Source organism: Pseudomonas paraeruginosa (assembly GCF_003025345.2).
Taxonomy (GTDB): Bacteria; Pseudomonadota; Gammaproteobacteria; order Pseudomonadales; family Pseudomonadaceae; genus Pseudomonas; species Pseudomonas paraeruginosa.
Genome location: NZ_CP020560.1, coordinates 748590 through 770879 on the forward strand (window position 1 = coordinate 748590; position 22290 = coordinate 770879).

The following is a 22290-nucleotide window of genomic DNA, read 5'->3' on the forward strand; positions in this document are numbered from 1 at the left end:
GATAACGCCGGTGGCGTTATTCGCCCTACGGCCGGACTCCGAGGCCACGTGCGGTTATCCACCGTGAACCGGGTGGGCTCCGAGGCCGCGTAGGGCGAATAACCGCGTGCGGTTATCCGCCGTGAAACGCCGGCGCTACGGCATCGTCACGGTTGCAGGTAGCGGTGCCTCCAGCCTCCCTCGTCGCGGTCGTAGCGCAGGCGTTCGTGCAGGCGCTCGGTGCCGTTGCCCCAGAACTCCACCGACTCTAGGCACAGCTCGAACAGGCAATAGCCCGGCGGGCGCGGCAGCGGGCCGGCGGTTTCGGCCAGGCGGCGGGCCTCGGCGCGCAGGGCGTGGATGTCGGCGAGGGTCTGGCTCTGCCGCGAGGCGATGGACATCGGGTGGGTCTGGTACGGGCGGCTCAGCCACTGGGCGTCGGCGCGTGCGTCGGGCAGGCGTTCGGCGATGCCGTTGAGGATCACCTGCTGGCTGCTCTCGCGCCAGTACAGCACTCCCGAGGCCCAGGGGTTCTGCGCCAGTTCGCGGCCCTTCTGGCTGTCGGCGTGGGTGGCGAACACCACCCCGCGCTCGCCGAGCTCGGCGATCACCACGATCCGCGTCGATGGCCGGCCCTGCCCGTCGACCGTGGCCAGGGCCAGCGCCCGCGGCTCGCGCACGCCATAGCGGCGGGCGCGTTCCAGCCAGTTGCGCAGCACCTGCATGGGGTTCGCCGGCGGCGCCTCGAACTCCGGGAAGGCGGCTTCGATGGTCCCGGTGAGGGACTCGGAGATGTTCGGGTTCACGCCCATGGCGGCGCTCCTTTGCTCTGGGGGTTCACAGGTAGGCCCGGCCTTCGGCGAAGGCCGCGCCGTTGCCCGACACTTCCACCGCCGAGACCCGCTCGCCGGCGCCCTCGGCGCGCGCGTACATGCGCGACGGCCGGCCGATCTCGACGCCCTGGAGGATCTCGATCTGCTGCCCGTAGGGGATCTGCCGGTGGCGCGCCAGGTGGATCGCCAGCGGCCCGGCGGCGGAGCCGGTGGCGGCGTCCTCGACCACGCCGTAGGCCGGCGAGAACATGCGGCTGCGCCAGTGCCGCCCGGCGCCGGCGAAGCAGTTCACCGCCAGGTCCGGGAAGTCGCACAGGGCGCGGTGGTCGGGGTGCAGCGCGGACAGCGCGGCGACGCTCTCCAGGCCGACGAAGACGTGGCGCGGGCCGTTGCGGTAGACCTCGATGGGAAAGGTCGAGCCCTTCAGGCCGAGGGCGGCGAGCAGCTCGGCCGGGCGGCCGAAGTGCTCCCAGGTGGGGATCGGCTGCCGCATGCTGCAGGCCACCACCTTGCCGTCCTGGCGCTCCAGGGTGAAGGGCACGGTGCCCATCCTGGTCTCCAGGAACAGGCTGTCCTTGTCGGTCTCGGCGCCCAGGGCGATGGCGGTGCCCAGCAGCGGGTGGCCGGCGAACGGCAGTTCGTTGACCGGGGTGAAGATGCGGATGCGCGCGTCGCCGTCCTCTTGCGGGCGGAGCACGAAGGTGCTCTCCGACAGGTTCATCTCCCGCGCCATGCGCTGCATGCGCTCGCCGCTGAGGTCGTCGCAGTCGAAGAACACCGCCACCGGGTTGCCTTGCAGCGGTTCGCTGGCGAAGGCGTCTATCACGACATATCTGTGCATGGGGTCTCCTGGCTCAGGGCCGCCGCTCGACCAGCGCGTGGCGCAGCAGGTCGGCGATGATGCGCGGACCCTCGCGGGTCAGCACCGATTCGGGGTGGAATTGCATGGAGGCGAAGCGCGGCCCGCGCAGGGCATGGACCTCGCCGGTCTCGCGGTCGCGGCTGATCTCGATCGGGCCGACCTCGGGGATCTCGATGCGGTCCTGCAGGGCGCGCGCGGCGAAGGTGTTGTAGAAGCCGACGCGCTCGGCGGCGCCGAACAGGTCGATCTGTTTCTGCACGCCCTGGTTGGGCTCCTGCCGGCGTTGCAGGTCCAGGCCCAGGCACAGGCTCAGCACCTGGTGGCTCAGGCACACGGCGAGGAACGGCCGGCGCTCGCTGAGCAGCGAACGGATGGCCAGGTGCAGGTGGCCGATCTTCGGCTGGCCGACCTCGGTGGGGTTGCCCGGGCCGGGGCCCATGATCACCAGGTCGTAGCCGTCGAACGAGTACGGCTCCTGGAAGCCGCGCACGTTCACCGCCAGGCCCAGCGACTTGAGCTGCTTGGCGATCATCGAGGTGAAGGTGTCCTCGGCGTCGACGATCAGCACCTCGCGTCCGGAGAGGTCGGCCTGCAACTGCTGGCGCTCGCTGGCGCCGCGCAGCCAGAAGTCGGCGATCGGCGCGTTGCGGCTGGCCAGCGCCGCCACCACGTGCGGATGCGAGCCCAGGCGCTGCGGTGCCTGGCTCTTCAGCGCGGCGATCAGCCCGGAGGCCTTGGCGCGGCTTTCCGCGGCCTCGCCGCGGGGATCGGAGTGGCGCACGATGGTCGAGCCGACGCCGATGCGCAGGCGACCGTCGGCCTCGATCTCGGCGGTGCGGATCAGGATCGCCGAGTCCAGCGTGCGCCCGCCCTGGCCGTCGCCGCCGATCAGCGCCGCGACCCCGCTGTAGTAGCCGCGCCCCTGCGGCTCGTAGCGGCGGATCACCCGGCAGGCGCTTTCCAGCGGGCTGCCGGTGACGGTCGGGGCGAACAGCGTCTCGCGCAGGATCTCGCGCACGTCGCGGTTGCTCTGGCCCTCGATGAAGTACTCGGTGTGCGCCAGGTGCGCCATCTCCTTGAGGTAGGGTCCGAGCACCCGGCCGCCGTCCTCGCAGATCCGCGCCATCATCTTCAGTTCCTCGTCGACCACCATGTACAGCTCGTCGGCTTCCTTGCGGTTGTCGAGGAATTCCATGACCTCGGCCAGGTCCGGCCCGCTCGGCGGATAGCGGTAGGTGCCGCTGATCGGGTTCATCACCGCCAGGCCGTCGCGCACGCTGATGTGCCGCTCGGGCGAGGCGCCGACCAGGGTGCGTTCGCCGGTGTGGATGATGAAGGTCCAGTAGGCGCCCTTCTCGCGCAGCAGCAACTGGCGGAAGAAGCTCAGCGCGCTGGCCGTGGCGTAGCCGTCGATGCGCGCCTGGAAGCGCCGCTTGATCACGAAGTTGGCGCCTTCGCCGCGGCCGATCTCGTCGGCGATGACCCGCCGGACCACCTCGGCGTATTCCTCGTCGTCGAGGTCGAAGCCTTCCTCGTCCAGGGCCAGCGCCTGGTTCGGCAGCAGCGCCAGGGCCTGTTCCAGCGGCAGCAGCTCCTGCTCCAGGACCTTCAGCGCCAGCAGCGGCGCGCCGTCGTCGAGCGCCTCGAAGCCGCGCTCGGCGATCTGCCGGTAGGGAATCAGCGCCAGCAGGTCGTGGCGCGGCAGGCCGGCGCCGGGCTCGTCCAGCGGCAGCTCGGCCAGGCTGCGCAGCTCGTGCGCCTCGCCACGGATCACGTCGAGCAGGCCCGGGCCATTGCTTTCCGGACGGTAGAGCAAGGCGAACGGCGCCGGCCGCTCGAGCAGGCGTTGCAGCAGCGATGTGGGCAGGCCGTTCATGCGAGCACCTCGTCGGTGGTGACCACCATCGCGCAGCGGCTGGCAGCGTATTCCAGGGCCATGCGGTGGTGCGCCTCGCTGAAGTCGGCGATGGCGTCGGCCACCAGGAACGGCTGGATGTCGTTGGAGTAGGCGTCGACCGTGGAGATCAGCACCCCGACGTGGGCATACACGCCGCACAGCACCAGCTGGTCGCGGCCGGCGGCGCGCATGCGCTGCAACAGGTCGGAGTGGAAGAAGGCGCTGTAGCGCCACTTGGTCAGCAGCCAGTCGTCCGGCCCCGGCGCCAGCTCCTCGACCACCTCGCGGTCGGCGGGACTGGCGCGCATGCCCGGGCCCCAGAAGTCCTTGAGCAGGCCGCGCTGCTCCTCGGTCATGCTGCCCGGCTGGGCGGTGTAGGCGATCTGCACGCCCTGCCCGGCGCACCAGCGGCGCAGTCGCGCGGCGTTGGCCACCAGGTCGGCGCGCAGGCTCGCCGGCAGCGGGCGCAGGAAGTAGCGCTGCATGTCGTGCACCAGCAGCACCGCGCGCGCCGGCTCCAGGTTCCAGCGCGCCAGGTTGGCCGGCAGCTGGCCGGCGGTCGGCAAGGGATAGGCGAGGATTTCGGGAATGCCGCTCATGCCACGGTCTCCAGGGGGAAGGTTGCGCTCGGGCTCGCCTGCGCGCCGGACCAGGCCATCACCGCGCTGAGCGCCTGCCAGGGGTTGAGCCGCGGATCGCAGAGGCTGGTGTAGTGCCGGCCGACCTGGTGCAGGCCGCTGGAATCGGCGACGCACTCGGTGACGTCGTCCGGGGTGGTCTCCAGGTGCAGCCCGGCGGCCACCCCGCCGGAGCCGGACACCGCCAGGCGGAACGCCGCCACCTCCTCGGCGATGCTGCGCACCAGGCGGGTCTTGTTGCCGCAGGGGGCGACGATGGTGTTGCCGTGCATCGGGTCGCTCAGCCAGATCACCGGGTGCCCGGCCGCGCGCACCGCCTCCACCAGCGGCGGCAGGCGCTCGCCGACCTTCTGCGCGCCCATCCGCGCGATCAGCGTCAGGCGCCCCGGCTCGCGGCGCGGATCGAGGCGCTCGCAGAGCGCCAGCAACTGCTCGCGGCCGATCTCCGGGCCGACCTTGCAGGCCACCGGGTTGAGCACCTCGGCCAGCAGCGCCACGTGGGCGCCGTCGACCTGGCGGGTGCGTTCGCCGATCCACGGCCAATGGGTCGAGCCGAGGTAGACCCGGCGCTGCTCGTCCTCGCGCAGCATCGCCAGCTCGTAGTCGAGCAGCAGCATCTCGTGGCTGGTCCACACCGGCGAGGCGTTCGCCTCCTGCCCGGAAGCGGCGTCCCAGCCCAGGTGACGCATGACGTTGCGCGCCGCCGCGTAGCCCTTGAGGATCCGCTGCGGATCGGCCTGGCGCCGCTCGGCGTGAGCCTCGCGGCCGTTGACCATGTCGCCGCGGTAGACCGGCAGGGTCTGCCCGTCGACCTGCTCGTGCGGCTTGGAGCGCGGCTTGGCGTACTGCCCGGCGATGCGCCCGACGCGGATCACCGGGCGCTTGCCGGCCAGGCGCAGGGCGCCGGCCAGCAGTTCCAGCACCGCCGCCTTGCGCGCCACGTTCTCGGCATGGTGGTCGTCCATGTCCTCGGCGCAGTCGCCGCACTGCACCACCAGCGCCTCGCCGCGCGCCACCCGCGCCAGGGTCGCGCGCAGGGCCAGGATGTCGCCGGCGCGGATCAGCGCCGGGCTGCCGCGCAGGTACGCCTGCACCTCGCGCAGCCGCGACGCATCGCCCCACTCGGGTTGCTGCAGCGCTTCGCAGCGCCGTACGCGTTGCAATAGATCGTCCATGCTGGGTCCCCCTTCGGCCGGAGATATCGATTCGATCAAGTGGGAATGCCTTCGCGTTTTATTTCCGGAACCGGAATGCTCAAGGCGCGCAGTTGCTGGAATACATTCATGAACTCGCGGTTGCGTTTTATCTTGCCGTCTTCGAGTTCGAAGGAATGCAGGAAGTGATTTTCGTAATAACCTTCGGGATAACCTGGAAAGAGAATCTTGCCGTGGCCATCGCATTCGACCCAGAAATGATTGGGGTCGTCGGTTCCGAATATCTTGATGTTGTACCACTCCCAGTCGGGAAAACATTTCAATGACCAGACGGCATGTTCTGCAAGTTTGTCCTTGCCGCGAATGACGATCGGTTCGCCGGTATCGGTGGTCCACAGGCCGCCGCAACCATCCTCGACGAAAAGTTCATGGCGGCGCAGGCGATCCTGGCCCTTGGTATTCATGTATTTTTCTACGGTGGCGCGATTCTTTTCGCGAAGTTGCTCGGTTTCGCTGTAGTTGGAAAGGCTGGTCGTGTCGGGCATCTTTGCTACTCCATGGCGGTCGATGACATTCGAACTGGGAAGGCCTTCACGTTGTATTGAAGGCACGGGAATTCCCAGGGCGCGGAACTTCTGCAACGGGTTCATGAACTCGCGATTGCGTTTTATCCGGCCGCTCTCGAGTTCGAAGGAATGGATGTAGTGGTTCTCGCAATAGCCCTCCGGGTAGCCGGGCAGCAGCACCTTGCCGCGTCCGTCGCACTCCACCCAGAAGTGGTTCGGATCGTCGGTCTCGAAGATCCGCACGTTGTGCCACTGCCAGTCGGGAAAGCACTCCTCGAGCCAGTGCTCGAGCCGCGCCAGGCTCTCGTGGCCTTGGAAAACCAGGGGCTCGCCGCTGTCGGTGGTCCAGTTCCCGGCGCAGCCATCGGCGTGGAACAGGCGGTGCCGCTGCAGCCGCTCGGCGCCCTTCAGCGCCATGTAGCGCTCCACCGTGGCGCGATTCAGGCGCCGCATTCGCTGGATGTCGACCGGGGTATCGCTGTAGCGCTGGCCGCTCATGCCTGCCTCCGGGAGGTCTCTCGGGTATGCCGGGGGAAAACTTCTTCCATGCGGCAGTCGTCATTCGTCGAGGCGCGGGAGTTCGTCGCTCAGCAAAGGAGCGAGATTCGATGCGCACACTATTTACAGGGGCCTTGAAATCCCGCGTTACATGTCGTCGTTCGCGTTTTCGACTTTTCGAAAGGCAATAGAAATTCCCTGTCGGGTTTCCATTGGAAACCTTTTGGTAATGAGTTCGTAATGCTTTCGTTAAGTTGCGATGGACGAGGTCGCGGAGACTTTCAGCGTGATTCCGTGAAGTAGTTCAAATAGCCAGCATCCCTGGTCGCTGATGTGGATTGCATAAAACACAGAACGATCGTGCCGGCTCAACTACAAGATCTGGTAGGTGCCAGACAGGGTATCCGGAATTGCTAAGCTGGGCTTCCCCGCACCGTCGCTGGCTGTGTCGAAGTTGTCATTTCGTACTTTCGATAGACGGGGAATAGCTCTGGAACGGGCGCTTCGAATATTCCAGAGTTGTTGTTGCACCGAGATCCAGGTGGCGCTGGCCCCAAGGGGTGGGCGCATTTTCTTCTCAATGATCCGAATGAACTTTTGCGTTCTGTGGTGTTTTTCGCCATGGCGGTGAAAAGTGCGAGTTAGAGCGCTCGGATAGTTCTCGGGTTACAGAAATGTGTAACGAGAGAGAATAAAACATGAACAATACGAATCTTGCTGCTGCGCGCGATTTGATACAAGTTGTTACGGGGGAATGGAAGTCGCGTTGCGTCTACGCCGCCACGCGGCTGGGGCTGGCCGACCTGATCGAAAGCGGGGTCGACACCGACGAAGCCCTGGCCGCCGCGGTCGGCTCCGATGCCGAACGCATCCACCGGCTGATGCGCCTGCTGGTGGGCTTCGAGATATTCCAGGGCGATGCCCGTGGCGGCTACACCAACACCCCCACCAGCCAGTTGCTGCGCGAAGCGCCCGGCTCCTTCCGCGACATGGTGCTGTTCTACGGCGAGGAGTTCCATGCCGCCTGGACCCACGCCTACGAAGCCCTGCTCGGCGGCACGCCGGGCTTCGAGCTGGCCTTCGGCGAGAGTTTCTATGCCTACCTGCGTCGCTGTCCGGACGCCGGCCGGCGCTTCCTGCTGGCGATGAAGGCGAGCAACCTGGCCTTCCACCAGATCCCCGGTCTCCTGGACTTCCGCGAGCGCTGCTTCGTCGACGTCGGTGGCGGTTCCGGCGAACTGACCAAGGTGATCCTGGAAGCCGAGCCCAGCGCACGCGGGGTGATGCTCGATCGCGAAGGTTCGCTCGCCGTGGCCCGCGACAACCTCGCCGGCCTGCTGGCGGGCGAGCGTGTCAGCCTGGTGGGCGGCGACATGTTGCGCGAGGTGCCGGCCAACGGCGACTTCTACCTGTTGTCGCGGATCATCGGCGACCTCGACGAGGCCACCAGTCTCGTCCTGCTCGGCAACTGCCGCCAGGCGATGGCCGAGGACGGCCGGGTGGTGGTGATCGAGCGGACCATCTCGGCCAGCGAACCGTCGCCGATGTCGGTGCTCTGGGACGTGCACCTGTTCATGGCCTGCGACGGCCGCCACCGCACCACCGAGGAGGTCGTCGGGCTGCTAGGGCGTGGCGGCTTCGCGGTGGAGCGGATCGTCGACCTGCCGATGGAGACGCGCATGATCGTCGCCGCCAGGGCCTGAGCCGGCCGCCTCAACGGCCTTCGCCGGCGGCCAGTTGGCGGACCTCCGGCAAACGACTGTCGGTGCCCCAGCCGAGTGCCTTGTAGAGGGCGATGACGTTGACGAACGAGGCGGTCTCCGCCTGTGCCAGTTCCTCGCGGATCTGATACAGCGCGCGCTGGTTCTCCAGCACCGCCAGGTAGCTGCCGGCGCCGGCGCGGTAGCGTTCGTTGGCGATCTCCAGGGCGTTGCCGGCGTGGCTCGCGGAGCGCACCAGGGCGACCAGCCGGCGCTGGTGCTCGGCCAACTGGTTGAGAGCGTTGCCGACATCCTCCTGGGCCAGCAGCAGGGTGCGCTGGTAGCGCGCCAGGGCGGCGTCGGACTGCGCCTCGGCGGCGCGCAGGCGCGCCCGCACGTTGCCCAGGCGGAACGCCGGCCAGCTGACCGCGGGCGCCAGTTCGAAGGCACGCGAAGCGCTGCCGAGGTCGCCGCTGCGCAAGGCGAAGAAGCCGATGAAGCCGCCCAGGTCGAGGCGCGGATACAGCTCGGCGGTGGCCGCGCCGACATCCTCGCTGCTCGCCGCCAGTTGCCGTTCGGCGCTGATGACGTCGGGGCGCTGGAGGATCAGGTAGTCGACGTCGCCCAGCGGCAGGTTCTTCGCCAATGGCGCGGCGCCGCCGTCGAGTACCGGGGCGCCGCTGCCCGGCGCCTCGCCGCGCAGCACGTCGAGGCGGTAGCGAGCGGCCTCCAGCGCGCTGGTCAGCGGCGGAACCGCCGCTTCGCTGCGCGACAGGTTGGCCTGGGCGTTCTCCACCTCTTCCGGCAGGCCGCTGCCCAACTGCAGGCTGCTGCGGGTCAGTTCCAGGGTGTCGCGCCAGCTGCGCACCTGGGCGCGGGCCACGTCCAGGCGGCGCTGGTAGCCCTGGACCTCGAAGTAGGCGCGGGCGGTGTCGGCGGCGATGCTCAGGCGCGCCAGCTCGAGGTCGGCACTGGCCGCTTCGGCACGCGCCAGGGCGGCATCGGAAAGATGCCCGAGGCGGCCGAACAGATCGATTTCCCATTGCGCGTCGAAGCCGGCGCGGTAGCTCTCCGAAAGTCTCCGGCGCGGCTCGCCGTCGTAGTCCGCCTGTTGCGCGAGGCTGCGGTTGTAGCCGGCCTGGCTGGTCACTTGGGGCAACTGGTCGAGCCAGCGCTCGTCGTACAGCGCGCGGGCGCTGCGCAGGTTGGCGCGGGCCTCGCGGATATCGTGGTTGTGCGCCAGCGCCTGGTCGACGAGGCGCACCAGTTGCGGGTCGTCGAAGAAGCTCCACCAGGGCGCCTGCCGCCGCTCGGCGGAGAACTCGCCGGCGTGCTGGCTGGCGATGCGTGTCGCCGGTGTCTGCGGGCGCTGGTAGTCGGGGCCGACGCTGCAGGCCGCCAGGCTCGCGGCGATGCCCAGGGCCAGCGCCAGGCGCGGGAAGTGCGGATGCTTCATGTCTTGTTCACCAGGAGGTCGGCCTCGGCCAGTTGGCGGTTGCGCGGGCTCTGGTCGACTTCCGCGTGGTTGCGCGCCAGCAGGGTGTAGACGGTGGGCAGCACGAACAGGGTGAAGAGGGTGCCGACCAGCATCCCGCAGACGATCACCACGCCCAGGCCGAAGCGGCTGGCGGCGCCTGCGCCGCTGGCGAAGAGCAGTGGCACCAGACCGAAGACCATCGCCGCGGTGGTCATCAGCACCGGTCGCAGGCGGATCTGCGCGGCGCGCAGGATCGCCGCGCGGCGGTCGAGGCGCTCGTGGACCTGCAGTTCGTTGGCGAACTCGACCATGAGGATGCCGTGCTTGCTGATCAGGCCGATCAGGGTGACCAGGCCGATCTGCGTATAGATGTTCATCGTCGCGTAGCCCAGCGCCAGTGGCAGCAGGGCGCCGCAGATCGACAGCGGCACGGTGATCAGGATGATCAGCGGGTCGGCCAGGCTCTCGTACTGCGCGGCGAGCACCAGGTAGATCACCACCAGCGCGGCGAGGAAGGCGAAGGCCAGGGTATTGCCTTCCTGGGTGTACTGCCGCGAGTCGGATTGCCAGTCGTGGCTGAAGCCGGCCGGCAGGCCGCGCGCCACCTCGTCGAGGAAGGCCACCGCCTGGCCCATGGAGACGCCGGGCGCGGGAATCGCCTGGAGGGTCGCGGCGTTCTGCTGGTCGAACTGGATCAGCTTGTTCGGCTCGACCTTGAGTTCCACCCGTACCACCGTCGACAGCGGCACCAGATTGCCGTCCTGGGTGCGCACGAACTGCCGGGCCAGCGCCTGCGGGGTGAAGCGCTGGTCGCGCAGGCTCTGCGGGATCACGTCGTAGGAGCGGCCTTCCATGCCGAAGCGGTTGATGTAGTTCTCGCCCACCAGCACCGCCAGCGACTCGCCGATGTCCTGCATGCGGATGCCCAGGCTGTTGGCCTTGGCCCGGTCGATACGGATCTGCACCACCGGGTTGTTGTAGTCCAGGTCGCTGTCGACCACCACGAACAGGCCGCTCTGCCGGGCCTTCTGCTTGATCTCTTCCATGGTCCGGTAGAGCACCGGGTAGTCCTGCGGGCTGCGCAGCACCAGTTGTACCGGCAGGCCGCCGGTGGAGCCGGGCAGGGCGGCCAGCTGGAAGGCGAAGATGCTGCTGCCCTCGACGTCGCCGACCTTGCCCTGCAGCTCGGACTGGATCGCCGAGGCGTCGCGCTCGCGCTTGTCCCAGGCCGCCAGGTTGATCCCGCCGAAGCTCGCCGCCGGTCCGTCGGTGCCGTTGATGATCCAGGTGCCCACGGTTTCCGGGATGCTGGTGTAGACCCGGTCGAGCTTGCGCGCGAACAGTTCGACGTAGTCGAGGTTGGCGTGCTGCGGTGCCTTGATCGCGGTGAGCACCGCGGCCTGGTCCTCGGTCGGCGCCAGTTCGCGCTTGGGCATCGAATACAGCAGCGGCAGGCTGATGCACACCAGCAATGCCAGGCCGCCGGTCAGCCAGCGGTGGCCCAGGGAGAATTCCAGGACCTGCCCGTAGCGCCGCGTCAGGCCGCCGAAGAACCATTCGGCGGCGCGGCCCATGCGGCCCTCGTTCTGGTGGGGCTGGAGCAGCAGCGAACTCATCACCGGCGACAGGGTCAGCGCCACCACCCCGGAAACGATCACCGCGCCGGCCAGGGTCAGGGCGAACTCGCGGAACAGCGCGCCGGTGAGGCCGCCCATCAGGCCGATGGGGGTATATACGGCGGCCAGGGTGATGGTCATGGCGATCACCGGGCCGGCCACTTCGCGGGCGCCGATCAGCGCCGCCGCCACCGGCGACTTGCCTTCCTCGATGTGGCGGTGGACGTTCTCCACCACCACGATGGCGTCGTCCACCACCAGCCCGATGGCCAGCACCATCGCCAGCAGGGTCAGCAGGTTGACGCTGAAGCCGAAGGCCAGCATCAGCGCGGCGGCGCCGAGCATCGACAGAGGAATGGTCGCCACCGGGATCAGCACGCTGCGCAGCGAGCCGAGGCAGAGGTAGATCACCAGCACCACGATCACCAGGGCCTCGACCAGGGTCCGCACCACCTCGTCGATGGACGCCTGGATGAAGCGCGAGGTCTCGTAGGCGAGGTCGACGCGGACGTCCGGCGGCAGGGTCTTCTGGATATCCGGCAGCAGCTTGCGGATGCCGTCGACGATCACCAGCGGGTTGCCGGTGGGCGTCGGGAACAGCCCCAGGTGCACCGCCGGTTCGCCGTCCATCAGCGCGCTGGTCTCGGTGGCCGCGGCGCCCAGCTCGACGGTGCCGACATCGCGCAGGCGGACCAGGCCGTTGCCATCGTTGCGGATGACCATCTCGCGGAAGTCGTCGACATTGGTCAGGTCGGTGTTGACCCGCACGTTGGACAGCACGTACTGACCCTTCACCATTCCCGGCGCGGCCTGGTAGTTGTTGCGGCGGATCGCCTCGGCCACGTCGGAGGCGGTCAGGCCGCGCCCGGCGAGGCGATCGGCGTCGAGCCAGAGGCGCATGGCCAGGCGCTGGCCGCCGAAGGTCTGGACCTTGGCCACGCCGTCGATGGAGGAGAACATCGGCTCGACCACCCGCGACAGGTAGTCGGTCAGCGCCGGGATCGGCAGGGTCTTGCTGGAGAAGCCGACATAGGCCACCGCGGTGGTCTCGCCGGAAGAGCGCTCGATCACCGAGTCGTAGGCACGCTCGGGCAGCTTGTAGCGCACCGAGTTGACCTTGGCCATGGTCTCGGTCATCGCCTGGGTCGAGTCGCGGTTGAGCAGCATGCGGATGGTCACCACGCTGCGCCCCTGCACCGAGGTCGAGGACAGGTAGTCGATGCCTTCCACCGAGGACACCGCCTGGGCGATCGGCTGGGTGACGAAGCCCTGCATGAGGTCGGCGGAGGCGCCGGGATATTCGGTGGTGACGGTGATGGTCGAGCTTTCCAGCAGCGGATACTGGCGGATCGGCAGCTTGCCCAGGGAGAACAGGCCGAGCAGCAGGATCAGCGTGCTGACCACCAGCGCCAGCACCGGCCGGCGGACGAACAGGTCGGTAAAGGTCATCGCGGGTTTCCTTCAGCGGCCGGCGACCGGCACGGGGAGCGCGGCGCTGCTCAGGGTGTCTTCCTTGACCGGTTCCACGGCCATGCCGTCGCTCAGGTTGATCTGCCCGGAGGTCACCACCCGGTCGCCCTCGGCGAGGCCCTGGAGGATTTCCACGCGACCGTCCCAGCGCTCGCCGACCCGCACCGAGACGCGCCTGGCGCTGAGCGGCTGGTCGCCCTCCTGGCGGGCGACGAACACGGTGTCGCCGTAGGCGGTGTAGGTGACCGCGGTTTCCGGCACGCTCAGCGACGGCGCGTCGGCCTTGCGCGAGACGCGAACGCTGGCGAACATCCCGGCGGCGAGCAGGCCCTCGGGGTTCTCCAGCACGGCCTGGACCTGCACCGTGCGCGACTTGCCGATCAGCGGGTCGATGGCGCTGATGCGCGCCGGGAAGCTGCGCCCCGGGTAGGCGTCGACCAGCACCTCGAGGGTCTGTCCGACCTTCAGCTCGGGGCTGGTGCTTTCGTCCAGGGAAAAGTTGCTCTTGAGGGTCCGCGCATCCACCAGGCTGGCCACCGGCTCGGCGATGCCGAGGTATTGGCCGAGGTGCACGCGGCGGATGCCGAGCCGGCCGGAGAAGGGCGCGCGGATCGCCTTCTGCTCGATCAGCGCCTGGGTCTGGCGCACCGCGCCGAGCGCCATGTCGCGGGCGGCGACGGCATTGTCCAGCTGCTCCTGCGAGGCGACGTTGCGCTCCACCAGCTTGCGCGCCCGGGCATGCAGGATCTCGGCGTTGCGCAACTGCGCCTTGAGACGGATCAGGTCGGCCTGTTCCACCGCGTCGTTGAGCTGCACCAGCAACTGGCCCCGTTCGACCTGCTGGCCGGACTCGAAGGCGATGCGGGTGATCCGTCCGGCCGCTTCGGCGGCCACCTGGACCTGGCGGCCCGCTTCCAGTTCGCCGACGCCGTCGAAGAGACGCGGCACCACCCGCCGCTCCACCGTGGCGAGGGCGACTTTCACCGGTGGGTAGCCGGCGAAGCCGCCGGTGTCTTTCTTCGCCGAACCGGTGGCGTACACGGCGATGCCGACGACGGCCGCGCAGAGCAGCGCGGCACTGGCGATCAGGACGGGTTTCTGCATGATTGTCTCAGGCCTTCTGGTAGGTGGCGGCGACGGGCGTTTCCTGGCGCAGTCGCTGGCGCAGCGCGCTGGCGATCGCCGTGGCGATCAGGCCGCCGATCACCGCGATGTGCTCGAGGGCGAAGAACATCGCCAGCTTGGCTTCGACGCCGGTCTTGCTCCAGAAGGTATGGACGATGAGGATGGTCAGCAGCAGGAACACCGCCAGCGCCCCGGCGCCGAGCCAAAGCTTGCGGTCCAGCAGGACCAGCGCGGAGCCGGCCAGCAGGGTGATGGCGGTGGCGATGTTGAACAGCCAGGCCGGCTCCAGGCCGGCGGCGCGCATTTCCTCCAGGCTGGCCTGGTAGTCGAACAGCTTCGCCAGTCCCGAGGCGACGAACATCAGGGCCAGGCAGATCCGGGCGGTGAGCCAGAGCCAGTTGCTTTCGAGCGAGTTATCGATGAAGCGCTGCATGTGTCGTTCCTTGTGCTGGGCGCCATCCGGCGTCGCGAAGCGGCCGCCGGGGCTGTTCGTGGTCCTTGGGGAAACGGAGCGGTGTGACCGCTGCGGGGACTATAGAACCTCAACTTAAGTTGAGGTCAAGGGCGCCGCGGACAGGGCTGGAGGGCTTGGCGGGCGCGGGCTGCGGGCGGATTTGCGGGCGCCGTTGAGCTGTGGGAGGAGGGGGCTGGCGATTTGTCGCAGGGGGAGGGTGTCGCTCAAAGCTTGGGTGGGCGTCAGGCTGGGTGGTCTGGCTGCTTGCCGTGCCTGCCCCGACGTCCTGTTTCGCCTTCCCGGGCGAGTCACTTCTTTCAAGCGCCCGATGGCCGGCCCGAAAGAACTAACCAGGAGCGTTCGCCCCGGCATCCGGCCCCAGCCGCTGCGCGACCGGGGTTCCAGCCTTCGGCTGTTACTGCGTTTCCCTCGCTCCACCGATTGGCGGGCAAGCATGGCTTCGTGCATGCCAGACCGCCACAGGTCGAGCCGGGTTCCGTAGGGCGGATGACCGCTTGCGGTTATCCGCCGCTTATCTGGGGTTTCGGCGGATACCGCCTATGGCGGCATTCGCCCTACGGCTCTATATCGCTCGCGACTTGGCTGCCTGCATGGCAGTTAACAACTGAGGGAGGGTGTCGCTTAAAGCTTGAACCGGCTTCAGGCTGGGCGGCCTAGCGGCTTGCCGTGCCTGCCTCAGCGTCTTGTTTCGCCCTCCCGGGCGGCGTACCTGTCTCACCAGCGGGCCGAACGCGAACTCACGGCACCGCCACGAACCGCAAATCACTCGGCGAGCCCACCTCGACGCTCTGCAACGTCTTGCCCACCTGCCCGCTCTGCGGATCGCGAGCGAACACCCGTAGCTGGTTGCTGTTCTGGTTGGCCACGAGGACGAAGCGCCCGCCGGGCGCGAAGGCGAACTCGCGCGGTTCCGCGCCTTCCATCGAGCGCCGCTCGACGAAGCGCAGCTGACCGCTGGCCGGGTCGACGGCGAAGGTCACCAGGTGGTTGTCGTCGCCACGGTTGAGCACGCCGAGGAAGCGGCCGTCGGCGGACAGGTGCAGGGCGCCGGCGCCGACCTTGCCCTGGAAGCCGGCCGGGGCCAGGTCGTAGGTCTGCAACTGGCGCAGGCGGCCATGGCCTTCATGGGCGAAGACCATCACCTGGCCGCTCAGCTCCAGGGTCAGGTAGGCGAAGCGTCCGTCGGCGCTGAAGACCAGGTGGCGCGGACCGCTGCCGGGAGGGGTGGGGACGAACGCCGGGTCGGCCACCTGCAGCGGGCGCTCGGCCTGCTCCGGGGCGTAGCGGTAGACGAACACCTTGTCGGCGCCGAGGTCGGGGGCGAACAGGTACTGGCCGTCGGGCGAGGACACCACCGAATGCACGTGGCCGGACGCCTGGCGCGGCTGCACCTTGCTGGCCTGGTGCGATTCCACCTGCACCGCCGGCGCCAGCGAGCCGTCCGCGCGCACCGGCAGTACCGCCACCGAGCCTTCCGGCTGCACCGAGTAGTTGGCGACGAACAGGTAGCGGCCGTCGTGGCTGAGGCTGCTGTAGGTCGGGTGGTCGCCGAGGGTCTGGACCTGGCTGATCTGCTGCAGGCGGCCGCTGATCGGGTCGAAATGGTAGGACGTGGCGCGACCGATGGTATCGCCCTTGCCGCCACGGCCGTTCTCGTTGACGACGAACAGGGTGCGCTGGTCCGGGGCGAAGGTCAGGTACGAGGGATTGCTGGTGTGAGCCACGCGCAGCGGGCCTTTCACCGAGCCGTCGGCACCGTCGAAGCGGTACACCTGGATACCCTCGCTGGAGCCTTCGGTATAGGTCCCCACCAGCAGGTTGTAGAGGCTGGCGGCCTGGGCCTGGGGCGCTACGCCGGTGAGCGGCGCGAGGGCCAGCAGGCAGAGGGTGGGCAGTCTTCTCATGGGCAACTCCTTGGCTCGCTATTGTTCTGGTGGCTCGGGGTTGGACCGGAGCCGGGCCAGCGGGTTCGCCCTCGGCGCTCAGCCGCCGCTTTCACCCAGCAGGCCGCGCCAGCGTTCGAAGGCGGCGGTCGCGTAACCCTCGCGCCAGACCAGCCAGGTGTCCACCTCCGCGAGGGACAGGCTGCGCACCGGTGCCGCGCCGAGCAGTTGCAGCACCGAGCGCGGCAGCACGCCGACACAGGCGCCGGCGGCGACGCAGGCGAGGATCGCATGGTAGGAGCCGACTTCCTGCACCGTCAGCGGCGCGCCGAGGCTGTCCTCGGCCAGTTGCCGGTAGGTACAGCCGCGGGCGAAGCCGGCCAGGGTGCGCAGGCGTACCTCGGCGACATCGTGGACCGGCGGGTGTTCGGTTGGCAGGATCATCAGCAGTTCCTCGCGGAACAGCGGCTCGCCGCGCAGGCCGCTGCCATCGAGCTCACCGGCCCAGCCCGGGCCGGCGGCCACCAGCGCGCAGTCCAGGCGCCGCGCCCGCACCCCGTCGAACAATGCGCGACTGGTACCGGTGGAGACTTCCAGGACGACCCGCGGACAGGCCTTGTGATAGGTCGCCAGCAGCGCCGGCAGGCGGCTGGCGGCGGTGCTTTCCATGCTGCCCAGGCGCAGGCGTCCGCCGGGCTCGGCGGGATGCATCGACTGCCGTGCCTCGTCGGCGAGAGCCAGCAACTGCTCGGCGTAGGCGAGGAACTGGCTGCCGCGTTCGGTCAGGCTCATGCGCTTGCCGTCGCGCAGGAACAGTTCGACGCCCAGCTCCTCCTCGAGCTGGCGGATCCGCGTGGTGACGTTCGACTGCGCGCGCTGCAACCGCTGCGCGGCGCGGGTGACGCTGGCTTCGCCGGCGACCGCGCGGAAGATTTCGAGGGAGGAAAGGTCCATCTATTTATCTCTTTTTGAGAATGTTCTGTTAAAAATATTCTTTTATGAAGATATATTGGTCAAGCGTCGGCCGACGCGGTGTCGTCCGACCGGGAGAGGGAATCGCCATGACTGACCGCTTCACGCGCCTGCTCGGCATCCGGCAGCCGATCATCCAGGCACCCATGCTCGGCGTCTCCACGCCGGCGCTGGCCGCCGCCGTGTCGAATGCCGGCGGGCTCGGTTCGATCGCCATCACCGGTAGCGCCGCCGAGAAGGGCCGGGCGCTGATCCGCGAGGTGCGCGGGCTGACCGACAAGCCATTCAACGTAAACCTGTTCTGCCACCGCCCGGGGCGGGCCGACCCGTCCCGCGAGCGCGCCTGGCTGGACTACCTGAAGCCGCTGTTCGCCGAGTTCGGCGCCGAGCCGCCGGCGCGGCTGAAGAACATCTACCTGAGTTTCCTCGAAGACCCGACCCTGCTGCCGATGCTGCTGGAAGAGCGGCCGGCGGCGGTCAGCTTCCATTTCGGCGCGCCGCCCCGCGACCAGGTCCGCGCGTTGCAGGCGGCGGGCATCCGCGTACTGGTCAGTGCCACCACGCCGGAGGAAGCGGCCCTGGTGGAGGCTGCCGGCGCCGATGCGGTGGTCGCCCAGGGCATCGAGGCCGGTGGTCATCGCGGGGTGTTCGAGCCGGAGCGCGGCGACGCCGCCATCGGCACCCTGGCGCTGGTCCGCCTGCTGGCGGCGCGCGGTTCGCTGCCGGTGGTCGCCGCCGGCGGGATCATGGACGGACGCGGCATCCGCGCCGCCCTGGAGCTGGGCGCGAGCGCCGTACAGATGGGCACCGCCTTCGTCCTCTGCCCGGAGTCCTCGGCCAACGCCGCCTACCGCGAGGCGCTGAAAGGGCCGCGCGCGGCGCGCACCGCGCTGACCCTGAGCATGTCCGGGCGCAGCGCCCGCGGCCTGCCCAACCGGATGTTCTTCGACCCCGCCGCGCCTGGCGTGCCGCCGCTGCCGGACTATCCGTTCGTCTACGACGCGACCAAGGCGTTGCAGGCCGCGGCATTGGCTCATGGCAACCATGATTTCGCCGCCCAGTGGGCCGGCCAGGGCGCGGCGCTGGCGCGCGAGTTGCCGGCCGCCGAGCTGTTGCGCACGCTGGTCGAGGAGTTGCGCGGCTGAGCCTGACCGTTCGTTCCGCGCGGCGATGACTGTGTCTGTTCAGCCGCCCCTGTGTTGTGCTTTTCTGCCTCCAGCACTGGAACGACAGGTGGAACATGGGACAGGACAAGTTGAAGGTCGCCGTTCTCTTCGGCGGCAGCAGTGAGGAGCGGGACGTCTCCATCGCCAGCGGCGCGCAGGTGATCCAGGCGCTGCGCAGCGCCGGCCACGAGGTGCTGGCGGTGGATACCGCCAGCGGCCTGCTCGGCGCGGAGGAAGAGCGGCGCCTGCTGGCGAGCAAGGTGAAGGAGGTTCCGCCGGATTCCGACTCGCTGGCGATCATCCGCAGCGGCAAGCAGGGCCTGCTGAGCGCCGGCGAGCTGGCCGGGGTCGACGTGTTCTTCCTCGCCCTGCACGGCGGCACCGGCGAGGACGGCACCCTGCAGGCGCTGCTGGATGCCGGCGGCTTCGCCTATACCGGCAGCGGCCACCTGGCCAGCGCCATGGCGATGGACAAGGACGTGGCCAAGCGCCTGTTCCTCGCCGCCGGGGTGGAGACCGCCAGCTGGCTGATGGCGCCGGCCTCGGAAGAGGCGGTGCGCGAGCAACTGGGCTTCCCCCTGGTGGTCAAGCCGAACAGCCAGGGTTCCACCGTGGGGCTGTCCATCGTGCATTCCCAGGCCGAATTGCAGCCGGCCATCGAACTGGCCGGGCGCTATGGCGACGAGGTGATGCTGGAGCGCTTCGTCGCCGGCCGCGAGGTCACCGTCGGGGTGCTCGACGACCAGGCGCTGCCGGTGGGCGAGATTCTCCTCGGCGGCCAGGAAGTCTTCGACTACGAGCACAAGTACCAGGCCGGCGCGGTGCGCGAGGTGTTTCCCGCCGACCTGCCGCCGGCGGTCGCCGCCGAGGCCCAGCGCCTGGCGCTGAAGGTGCACCGGGCGCTGAAGCTGAGCGGCTACAGCCGCACCGACTTCCGCCTCGACGAACAGGGCCGGCTCTGGTGCCTGGAGGTCAATACCCTGCCGGGAATGACCGCCACCAGCCTGCTGCCGCAGGCCGCGGCGGCGGCCGGGATCGGTTTCGCCGAACTCTGCGAGCGGATCTGCCGGCTCGGCATCCAGCGTTGCAAGGGCGCGCGCAAGGCGCGTTGCTGATTCCCGCGGCCCGCCGCCGGGGCGGGCCGCGCCTTTCGCTCAGGCCTGGAGGTTCTCGACCCGCTCGACGGTGTCGTAGAGGCTGTAGCGCTCCTGTTCGTCGCGTCGCACCCGGCCCATGGCGACGCTCGGGTCATGGGTGAAGACCAGCCGGCCGTTGCGGGCGATCAGGCTGTCCAGCAGGCGTTCCTTCTCCTCGATCAGGCCTTCCGGGAAGCGGTCGTAGCCCATGGTCAGCGGCAGGTGCACCCAGGGCGCGCCGGGGATCAGGTCGCCGCTGAATACCACCGGGCCGTCGGGCATGGCGATCTCCGGGAGCATCTGGCCCGGGGTATGGCCTTCGCTGAAATGGAAACGCCAGCCTTCGCCCAGGTGCGCCGAGCGCTCGCCGTCGTCGAGCAACTCCAGGCGCCCACTGGCCTGCAGCAGGTCGAGCAGTTCCGGCACGAACGAGGCACGGTCGCGCGGGTGCGGCTGGCGCGCGCGCTGCCAGTGGCGGCGGCCGGTGACGAACTGCGCGTTGGGGAACAGCAGGCGCGCCGGCTGGCCTTCTTCCCAGGCGGCGAGCAGGCCGCCGGCGTGGTCGAAGTGCAGGTGGGTGAGCAGTACCACGTCGATGTCGGCGTCGCCCAGGCCGGCCGCGGCGAGGCTGTCGAGCAATACGTGGCGCTCTTCCTGGACGCCATAGCGCTGGCGCAGGGCGGGCGGGAAGAAGGCGCCGATGCCGGTCTCCACCAGTACGTTGCGCTCGCCGTCGCGCACCAGCAGGGCACGGCAGCCGAGGTCGATGCGGTTCTCCGCGTCGGGCTGCATCCAGCGTGACCAGAGCGCGCGCGGGGCATTGCCGAACATGGCGCCGCCGTCGAGTTTCTGGCTGTTGCCGAGGAGGGTGGTGAGGGTTCGCATGGATAGGTCCTTGTTCCTGGTCTAGCGAATAACCGACGGTTGCGTCGTTTTTCAGGAATACCTGGCCGGCTTCCCGGGAGTCGTAGGGCGGATAACCGCTTCGCGGTTATCCGCCGTTATCGCGGGCTGTCGGCGGACAACGCGCGACGGGCGTTTCAGAACTGCTCCGCCTCCAGGCCGTACAGGCTTTCGCTGCCGGCTTCGACGGCGGCGGCGAGGGAGTGCACGCGGGGCAGGATGCGGGCGAAGTAGAAGCGCGCGGTGGCCAGCTTGCCGTCGTGGAACGCCGGGTCGGCGTCGCGCTGGCGCAGCGCGGCGGCGGCCATGCGTGCCCAGAGGTAGGCGTAGGCGGTGTAGCCGAACAGGTGCAGGTATTCCACCGAGGCCGCGCCGATCTCGCGCGGGTCGTTGCCGGCGCGGGCGACGATGCCCTGGGTGAGGTTGTCCAGCAGGTCCAGGGCGGCCAGCAGCGGGGTGGTGAATTCCGCCAGCCCGGCGCCGGCCGCGGCGGCGAAGGCGCGCACTTCGCGGCTGAAGATGGAGAGGAACAGCCCGCCGTTGGCGACCACCTTGCGGCCCATCAGGTCGAGCGCCTGGATGCCGTTGGTGCCTTCGTAGATCTGCGCGATGCGCACGTCGCGCACCAGTTGCTCCTGGCCCCACTCGCGAATGTAGCCATGGCCGCCGAACACCTGCTGGCCGAGCACGCAGCTCTCCAGGCCGGTATCGGTGAAGAAGGCCTTGGCCACCGGGGTCAGCAGGGCCACCAGGGCTTCGGCCTGGCTGCGTTCCTCCTGGTCCTCGGCGTACTTGGCCAGGTCGAGCTGCTGGCCGACGTAGGTGGAGAAGGCGCGGCCGCCTTCGGTCAGCGCCTTCATGGTGAGCAGCATGCGGCGCACGTCGGGATGCACGATGATCGGGTCGGCGGCCTTGTCCTTCGCCACCGGGCCGGTCGGCGCGCGACTCTGCAGGCGTTCGCGGGCGTAGGCGACGGCGCCCTGGTAGGACATCTCGGCGCAGCCGATGCCCTGGATGCCGATGGACAGGCGCTCGTAGTTCATCATGGTGAACATCGCCGCCAGGCCCTTGTTGACTTCGCCGACCAGCCAGCCGCTGGCGCCGTCGAAGTTCATCACGCAGGTGGCCGAGGCCTTGATCCCCATCTTGTGCTCGATGGAGCCGCAATGCACTGGGTTGCGCGCGCCGAGCGCGCCGTCGTCGCCGACCAGGAACTTCGGCACCAGGAACAGCGAGATGCCGCGCGAACCGGCTGGGGCGTCGGGCAGCTTGGCCAGCACCAGGTGGATGATGTTCTCGGTGAGGTCCTGCTCGCCGCCGGTGATGAAGATCTTCGTCCCGCTGATCCGGTAGGAGCCGTCGGCCTGCGGTTCGGCCCTGGTGCGGATCATGCCCAGGTCGGTGCCGGCGTGCGGTTCGGTCAGGCACATGGAGCCGGCCCAGGTGCCGGCGTACATGTTCGGCAGGTACCTGTTCCTCAGCTCCTCGCTGCCGTGGGCATCGAGGGCCAGGCAGGCGCCGGCGGAGAGGGTCGAGTAGAGGCTGAAGCTGGCGTTGGCCGCGTACATCATTTCCTCGAACTGCACCGCCAGCATCTTCGGCATGCCCATGCCGCCATGGGCCGGATTGCCGGTAAGGCCGACCCAGCCGCCCTCGGCGTAGGTCGTGTAGGCCTCGCGGAAGCCGGCCGGGGTGCGCACCGCGCCGTCCTGCCACTGCGCGCCTTCCTCGTCGCCGCTGCGGTTGAGCGGCGCGAGCAGGCCGCCGGTGACCTTGGCCGCTTCCTCGAGGATGGCGTCGGCGGTGTCGGCGTCGATCCGCTCGGCCAGTCGCGGCAGGCGCTGCCAGAGGGCGGGGGCGTCGAACACGTCGTTGAGCAGGAAGCGCATGTCGCGCAGCGGGGCGTTGTAGTCAGGCATTGCACACCTCGTCGGTGAGCG

Annotated in this window: 17 protein-coding genes and 1 pseudogene; 3 read left to right on the forward strand and 15 right to left on the reverse strand. The window is 69.0% G+C overall.

Annotated features, from left to right (window positions below):
* Positions 1–146 precede the first annotated feature (146 nt).
* From phzG to B7D75_RS29500, 7 genes and pseudogenes are all read right to left on the reverse strand, one after another.
* Positions 147–791: a phenazine biosynthesis FMN-dependent oxidase PhzG gene (phzG, locus tag B7D75_RS03670; protein ID WP_043104244.1), complete on the reverse strand. Its 645-nt coding sequence runs from the start codon at positions 789–791 to the stop codon at positions 147–149.
* Between the two features lie 25 nt (positions 792–816).
* On the reverse strand, positions 817–1653 hold the full coding sequence (gene phzF, locus B7D75_RS03675; protein ID WP_012074246.1) for a phenazine biosynthesis protein PhzF: 837 nt from the start codon (positions 1651–1653) through the stop codon (positions 817–819).
* Between the two features lie 13 nt (positions 1654–1666).
* Entirely contained in the window at positions 1667–3550 is a 1884-nt protein-coding gene (gene phzE / locus B7D75_RS03680) for a phenazine biosynthesis protein PhzE (RefSeq protein WP_107113745.1), read from the reverse strand.
* Entirely contained in the window at positions 3547–4170 is a 624-nt protein-coding gene (gene phzD / locus B7D75_RS03685; protein ID WP_003157855.1) for a phenazine biosynthesis protein PhzD, read from the reverse strand. Before phzD ends, phzE begins: the two co-directional genes overlap by 4 nt.
* On the reverse strand, positions 4167–5384 hold the full coding sequence (phzC, locus tag B7D75_RS03690; RefSeq protein ID WP_043104239.1) for a phenazine biosynthesis protein PhzC: 1218 nt from the start codon (positions 5382–5384) through the stop codon (positions 4167–4169). Before phzC ends, phzD begins: the two co-directional genes overlap by 4 nt.
* A 35-nt stretch (positions 5385–5419) precedes the next feature.
* On the reverse strand, positions 5420–5908 hold the full coding sequence (locus B7D75_RS29495) for a phenazine biosynthesis protein (RefSeq protein WP_041025452.1): 489 nt from the start codon (positions 5906–5908) through the stop codon (positions 5420–5422).
* A gap of 33 nt (positions 5909–5941) precedes the next feature.
* Positions 5942–6427: pseudogene (locus B7D75_RS29500) on the reverse strand (PhzA/PhzB family protein); the annotation flags it as partial.
* Positions 6428–7125: 698 nt separating this feature from the next.
* Between B7D75_RS29500 and B7D75_RS03705 the strand changes: the two are divergent.
* Positions 7126–8130, forward strand: coding sequence for a methyltransferase (locus tag B7D75_RS03705; protein ID WP_034081428.1), 1005 nt, complete (start codon positions 7126–7128; stop codon positions 8128–8130).
* Between the two features lie 10 nt (positions 8131–8140).
* Here the strand turns inward: B7D75_RS03705 and B7D75_RS03710 are convergent, their stop codons facing one another.
* The 6 genes from B7D75_RS03710 to nmoR form a co-directional block, all read right to left on the reverse strand.
* Positions 8141–9583 (reverse strand): efflux transporter outer membrane subunit, encoded by a 1443-nt coding sequence (locus B7D75_RS03710; protein WP_033998390.1) that lies wholly within the window; start codon positions 9581–9583, stop codon positions 8141–8143.
* The gene (gene mexI, locus B7D75_RS03715; RefSeq protein ID WP_043100494.1) at positions 9580–12669 is read right to left on the reverse strand and encodes a multidrug efflux RND transporter permease MexI; all 3090 of its coding nucleotides are present in this window, start codon (positions 12667–12669) and stop codon (positions 9580–9582) included. Before mexI ends, B7D75_RS03710 begins: the two co-directional genes overlap by 4 nt.
* A 12-nt stretch (positions 12670–12681) precedes the next feature.
* A complete protein-coding gene (gene mexH / locus B7D75_RS03720) occupies positions 12682–13794 on the reverse strand; it encodes a multidrug efflux RND transporter periplasmic adaptor MexH (protein ID WP_043100492.1) in 1113 nt (370 codons plus the stop codon).
* A 7-nt stretch (positions 13795–13801) separates the two neighbouring features.
* On the reverse strand, positions 13802–14248 hold the full coding sequence (gene mexG / locus B7D75_RS03725; protein WP_012074254.1) for a multidrug efflux RND transporter inhibitory subunit MexG: 447 nt from the start codon (positions 14246–14248) through the stop codon (positions 13802–13804).
* Between the two features lie 779 nt (positions 14249–15027).
* Positions 15028–16194 carry a gluconolactonase PpgL gene (gene ppgL, locus B7D75_RS03735; RefSeq protein ID WP_043100490.1) on the reverse strand — a complete coding sequence of 389 codons (1167 nt, stop codon included), beginning with the start codon at positions 16192–16194 and terminating at the stop codon, positions 15028–15030.
* 78 nt (positions 16195–16272) lie between these two features.
* The gene (gene nmoR, locus B7D75_RS03740) at positions 16273–17127 is read right to left on the reverse strand and encodes a LysR family transcriptional regulator NmoR (protein ID WP_107113748.1); all 855 of its coding nucleotides are present in this window, start codon (positions 17125–17127) and stop codon (positions 16273–16275) included.
* Positions 17128–17234: 107 nt separating this feature from the next.
* Between nmoR and nmoA the strand changes: the two genes are divergently transcribed.
* On the forward strand, positions 17235–18290 hold the full coding sequence (gene nmoA / locus B7D75_RS03745) for a nitronate monooxygenase (protein WP_053816644.1): 1056 nt from the start codon (positions 17235–17237) through the stop codon (positions 18288–18290).
* 95 nt (positions 18291–18385) lie between these two features.
* Positions 18386–19426 (forward strand): D-alanine--D-alanine ligase, encoded by a 1041-nt coding sequence (locus tag B7D75_RS03750; RefSeq protein WP_012074258.1) that lies wholly within the window; start codon positions 18386–18388, stop codon positions 19424–19426.
* Between the two features lie 39 nt (positions 19427–19465).
* Here B7D75_RS03750 and B7D75_RS03755 read toward each other — a convergent pair whose 3' ends face one another.
* Both B7D75_RS03755 and B7D75_RS03760 read right to left on the reverse strand, forming a co-directional pair.
* Entirely contained in the window at positions 19466–20332 is an 867-nt protein-coding gene (locus B7D75_RS03755) for an MBL fold metallo-hydrolase (protein ID WP_034081597.1), read from the reverse strand.
* A 155-nt stretch (positions 20333–20487) separates the two neighbouring features.
* Complete coding sequence (locus tag B7D75_RS03760; RefSeq protein ID WP_107113749.1) at positions 20488–22269, reverse strand: acyl-CoA dehydrogenase C-terminal domain-containing protein; 1782 nt, start codon at positions 22267–22269, stop codon at positions 20488–20490.
* Between the last annotated feature and the right edge of the window lie 21 nt (positions 22270–22290).

Coding starts and splice junctions, on each gene's coding strand:
- phzG (WP_043104244.1), bottom strand. CDS start 791: ATGGGCGTGAACCCGAACATCTCCGAGTCCCTCACCGGGACCATCGAA.
- phzF (WP_012074246.1), bottom strand. CDS start 1,653: ATGCACAGATATGTCGTGATAGACGCCTTCGCCAGCGAACCGCTGCAA.
- phzE (WP_107113745.1), bottom strand. CDS start 3,550: ATGAACGGCCTGCCCACATCGCTGCTGCAACGCCTGCTCGAGCGGCCG.
- phzD (WP_003157855.1), bottom strand. CDS start 4,170: ATGAGCGGCATTCCCGAAATCCTCGCCTATCCCTTGCCGACCGCCGGC.
- phzC (WP_043104239.1), bottom strand. CDS start 5,384: ATGGACGATCTATTGCAACGCGTACGGCGCTGCGAAGCGCTGCAGCAA.
- B7D75_RS29495 (WP_041025452.1), bottom strand. CDS start 5,908: ATGCCCGACACGACCAGCCTTTCCAACTACAGCGAAACCGAGCAACTT.
- B7D75_RS03705 (WP_034081428.1), top strand. CDS start 7,126: ATGAACAATACGAATCTTGCTGCTGCGCGCGATTTGATACAAGTTGTT.
- B7D75_RS03710 (WP_033998390.1), bottom strand. CDS start 9,583: ATGAAGCATCCGCACTTCCCGCGCCTGGCGCTGGCCCTGGGCATCGCC.
- mexI (WP_043100494.1), bottom strand. CDS start 12,669: ATGACCTTTACCGACCTGTTCGTCCGCCGGCCGGTGCTGGCGCTGGTG.
- mexH (WP_043100492.1), bottom strand. CDS start 13,794: ATGCAGAAACCCGTCCTGATCGCCAGTGCCGCGCTGCTCTGCGCGGCC.
- mexG (WP_012074254.1), bottom strand. CDS start 14,248: ATGCAGCGCTTCATCGATAACTCGCTCGAAAGCAACTGGCTCTGGCTC.
- ppgL (WP_043100490.1), bottom strand. CDS start 16,194: ATGAGAAGACTGCCCACCCTCTGCCTGCTGGCCCTCGCGCCGCTCACC.
- nmoR (WP_107113748.1), bottom strand. CDS start 17,127: ATGGACCTTTCCTCCCTCGAAATCTTCCGCGCGGTCGCCGGCGAAGCC.
- nmoA (WP_053816644.1), top strand. CDS start 17,235: ATGACTGACCGCTTCACGCGCCTGCTCGGCATCCGGCAGCCGATCATC.
- B7D75_RS03750 (WP_012074258.1), top strand. CDS start 18,386: ATGGGACAGGACAAGTTGAAGGTCGCCGTTCTCTTCGGCGGCAGCAGT.
- B7D75_RS03755 (WP_034081597.1), bottom strand. CDS start 20,332: ATGCGAACCCTCACCACCCTCCTCGGCAACAGCCAGAAACTCGACGGC.
- B7D75_RS03760 (WP_107113749.1), bottom strand. CDS start 22,269: ATGCCTGACTACAACGCCCCGCTGCGCGACATGCGCTTCCTGCTCAAC.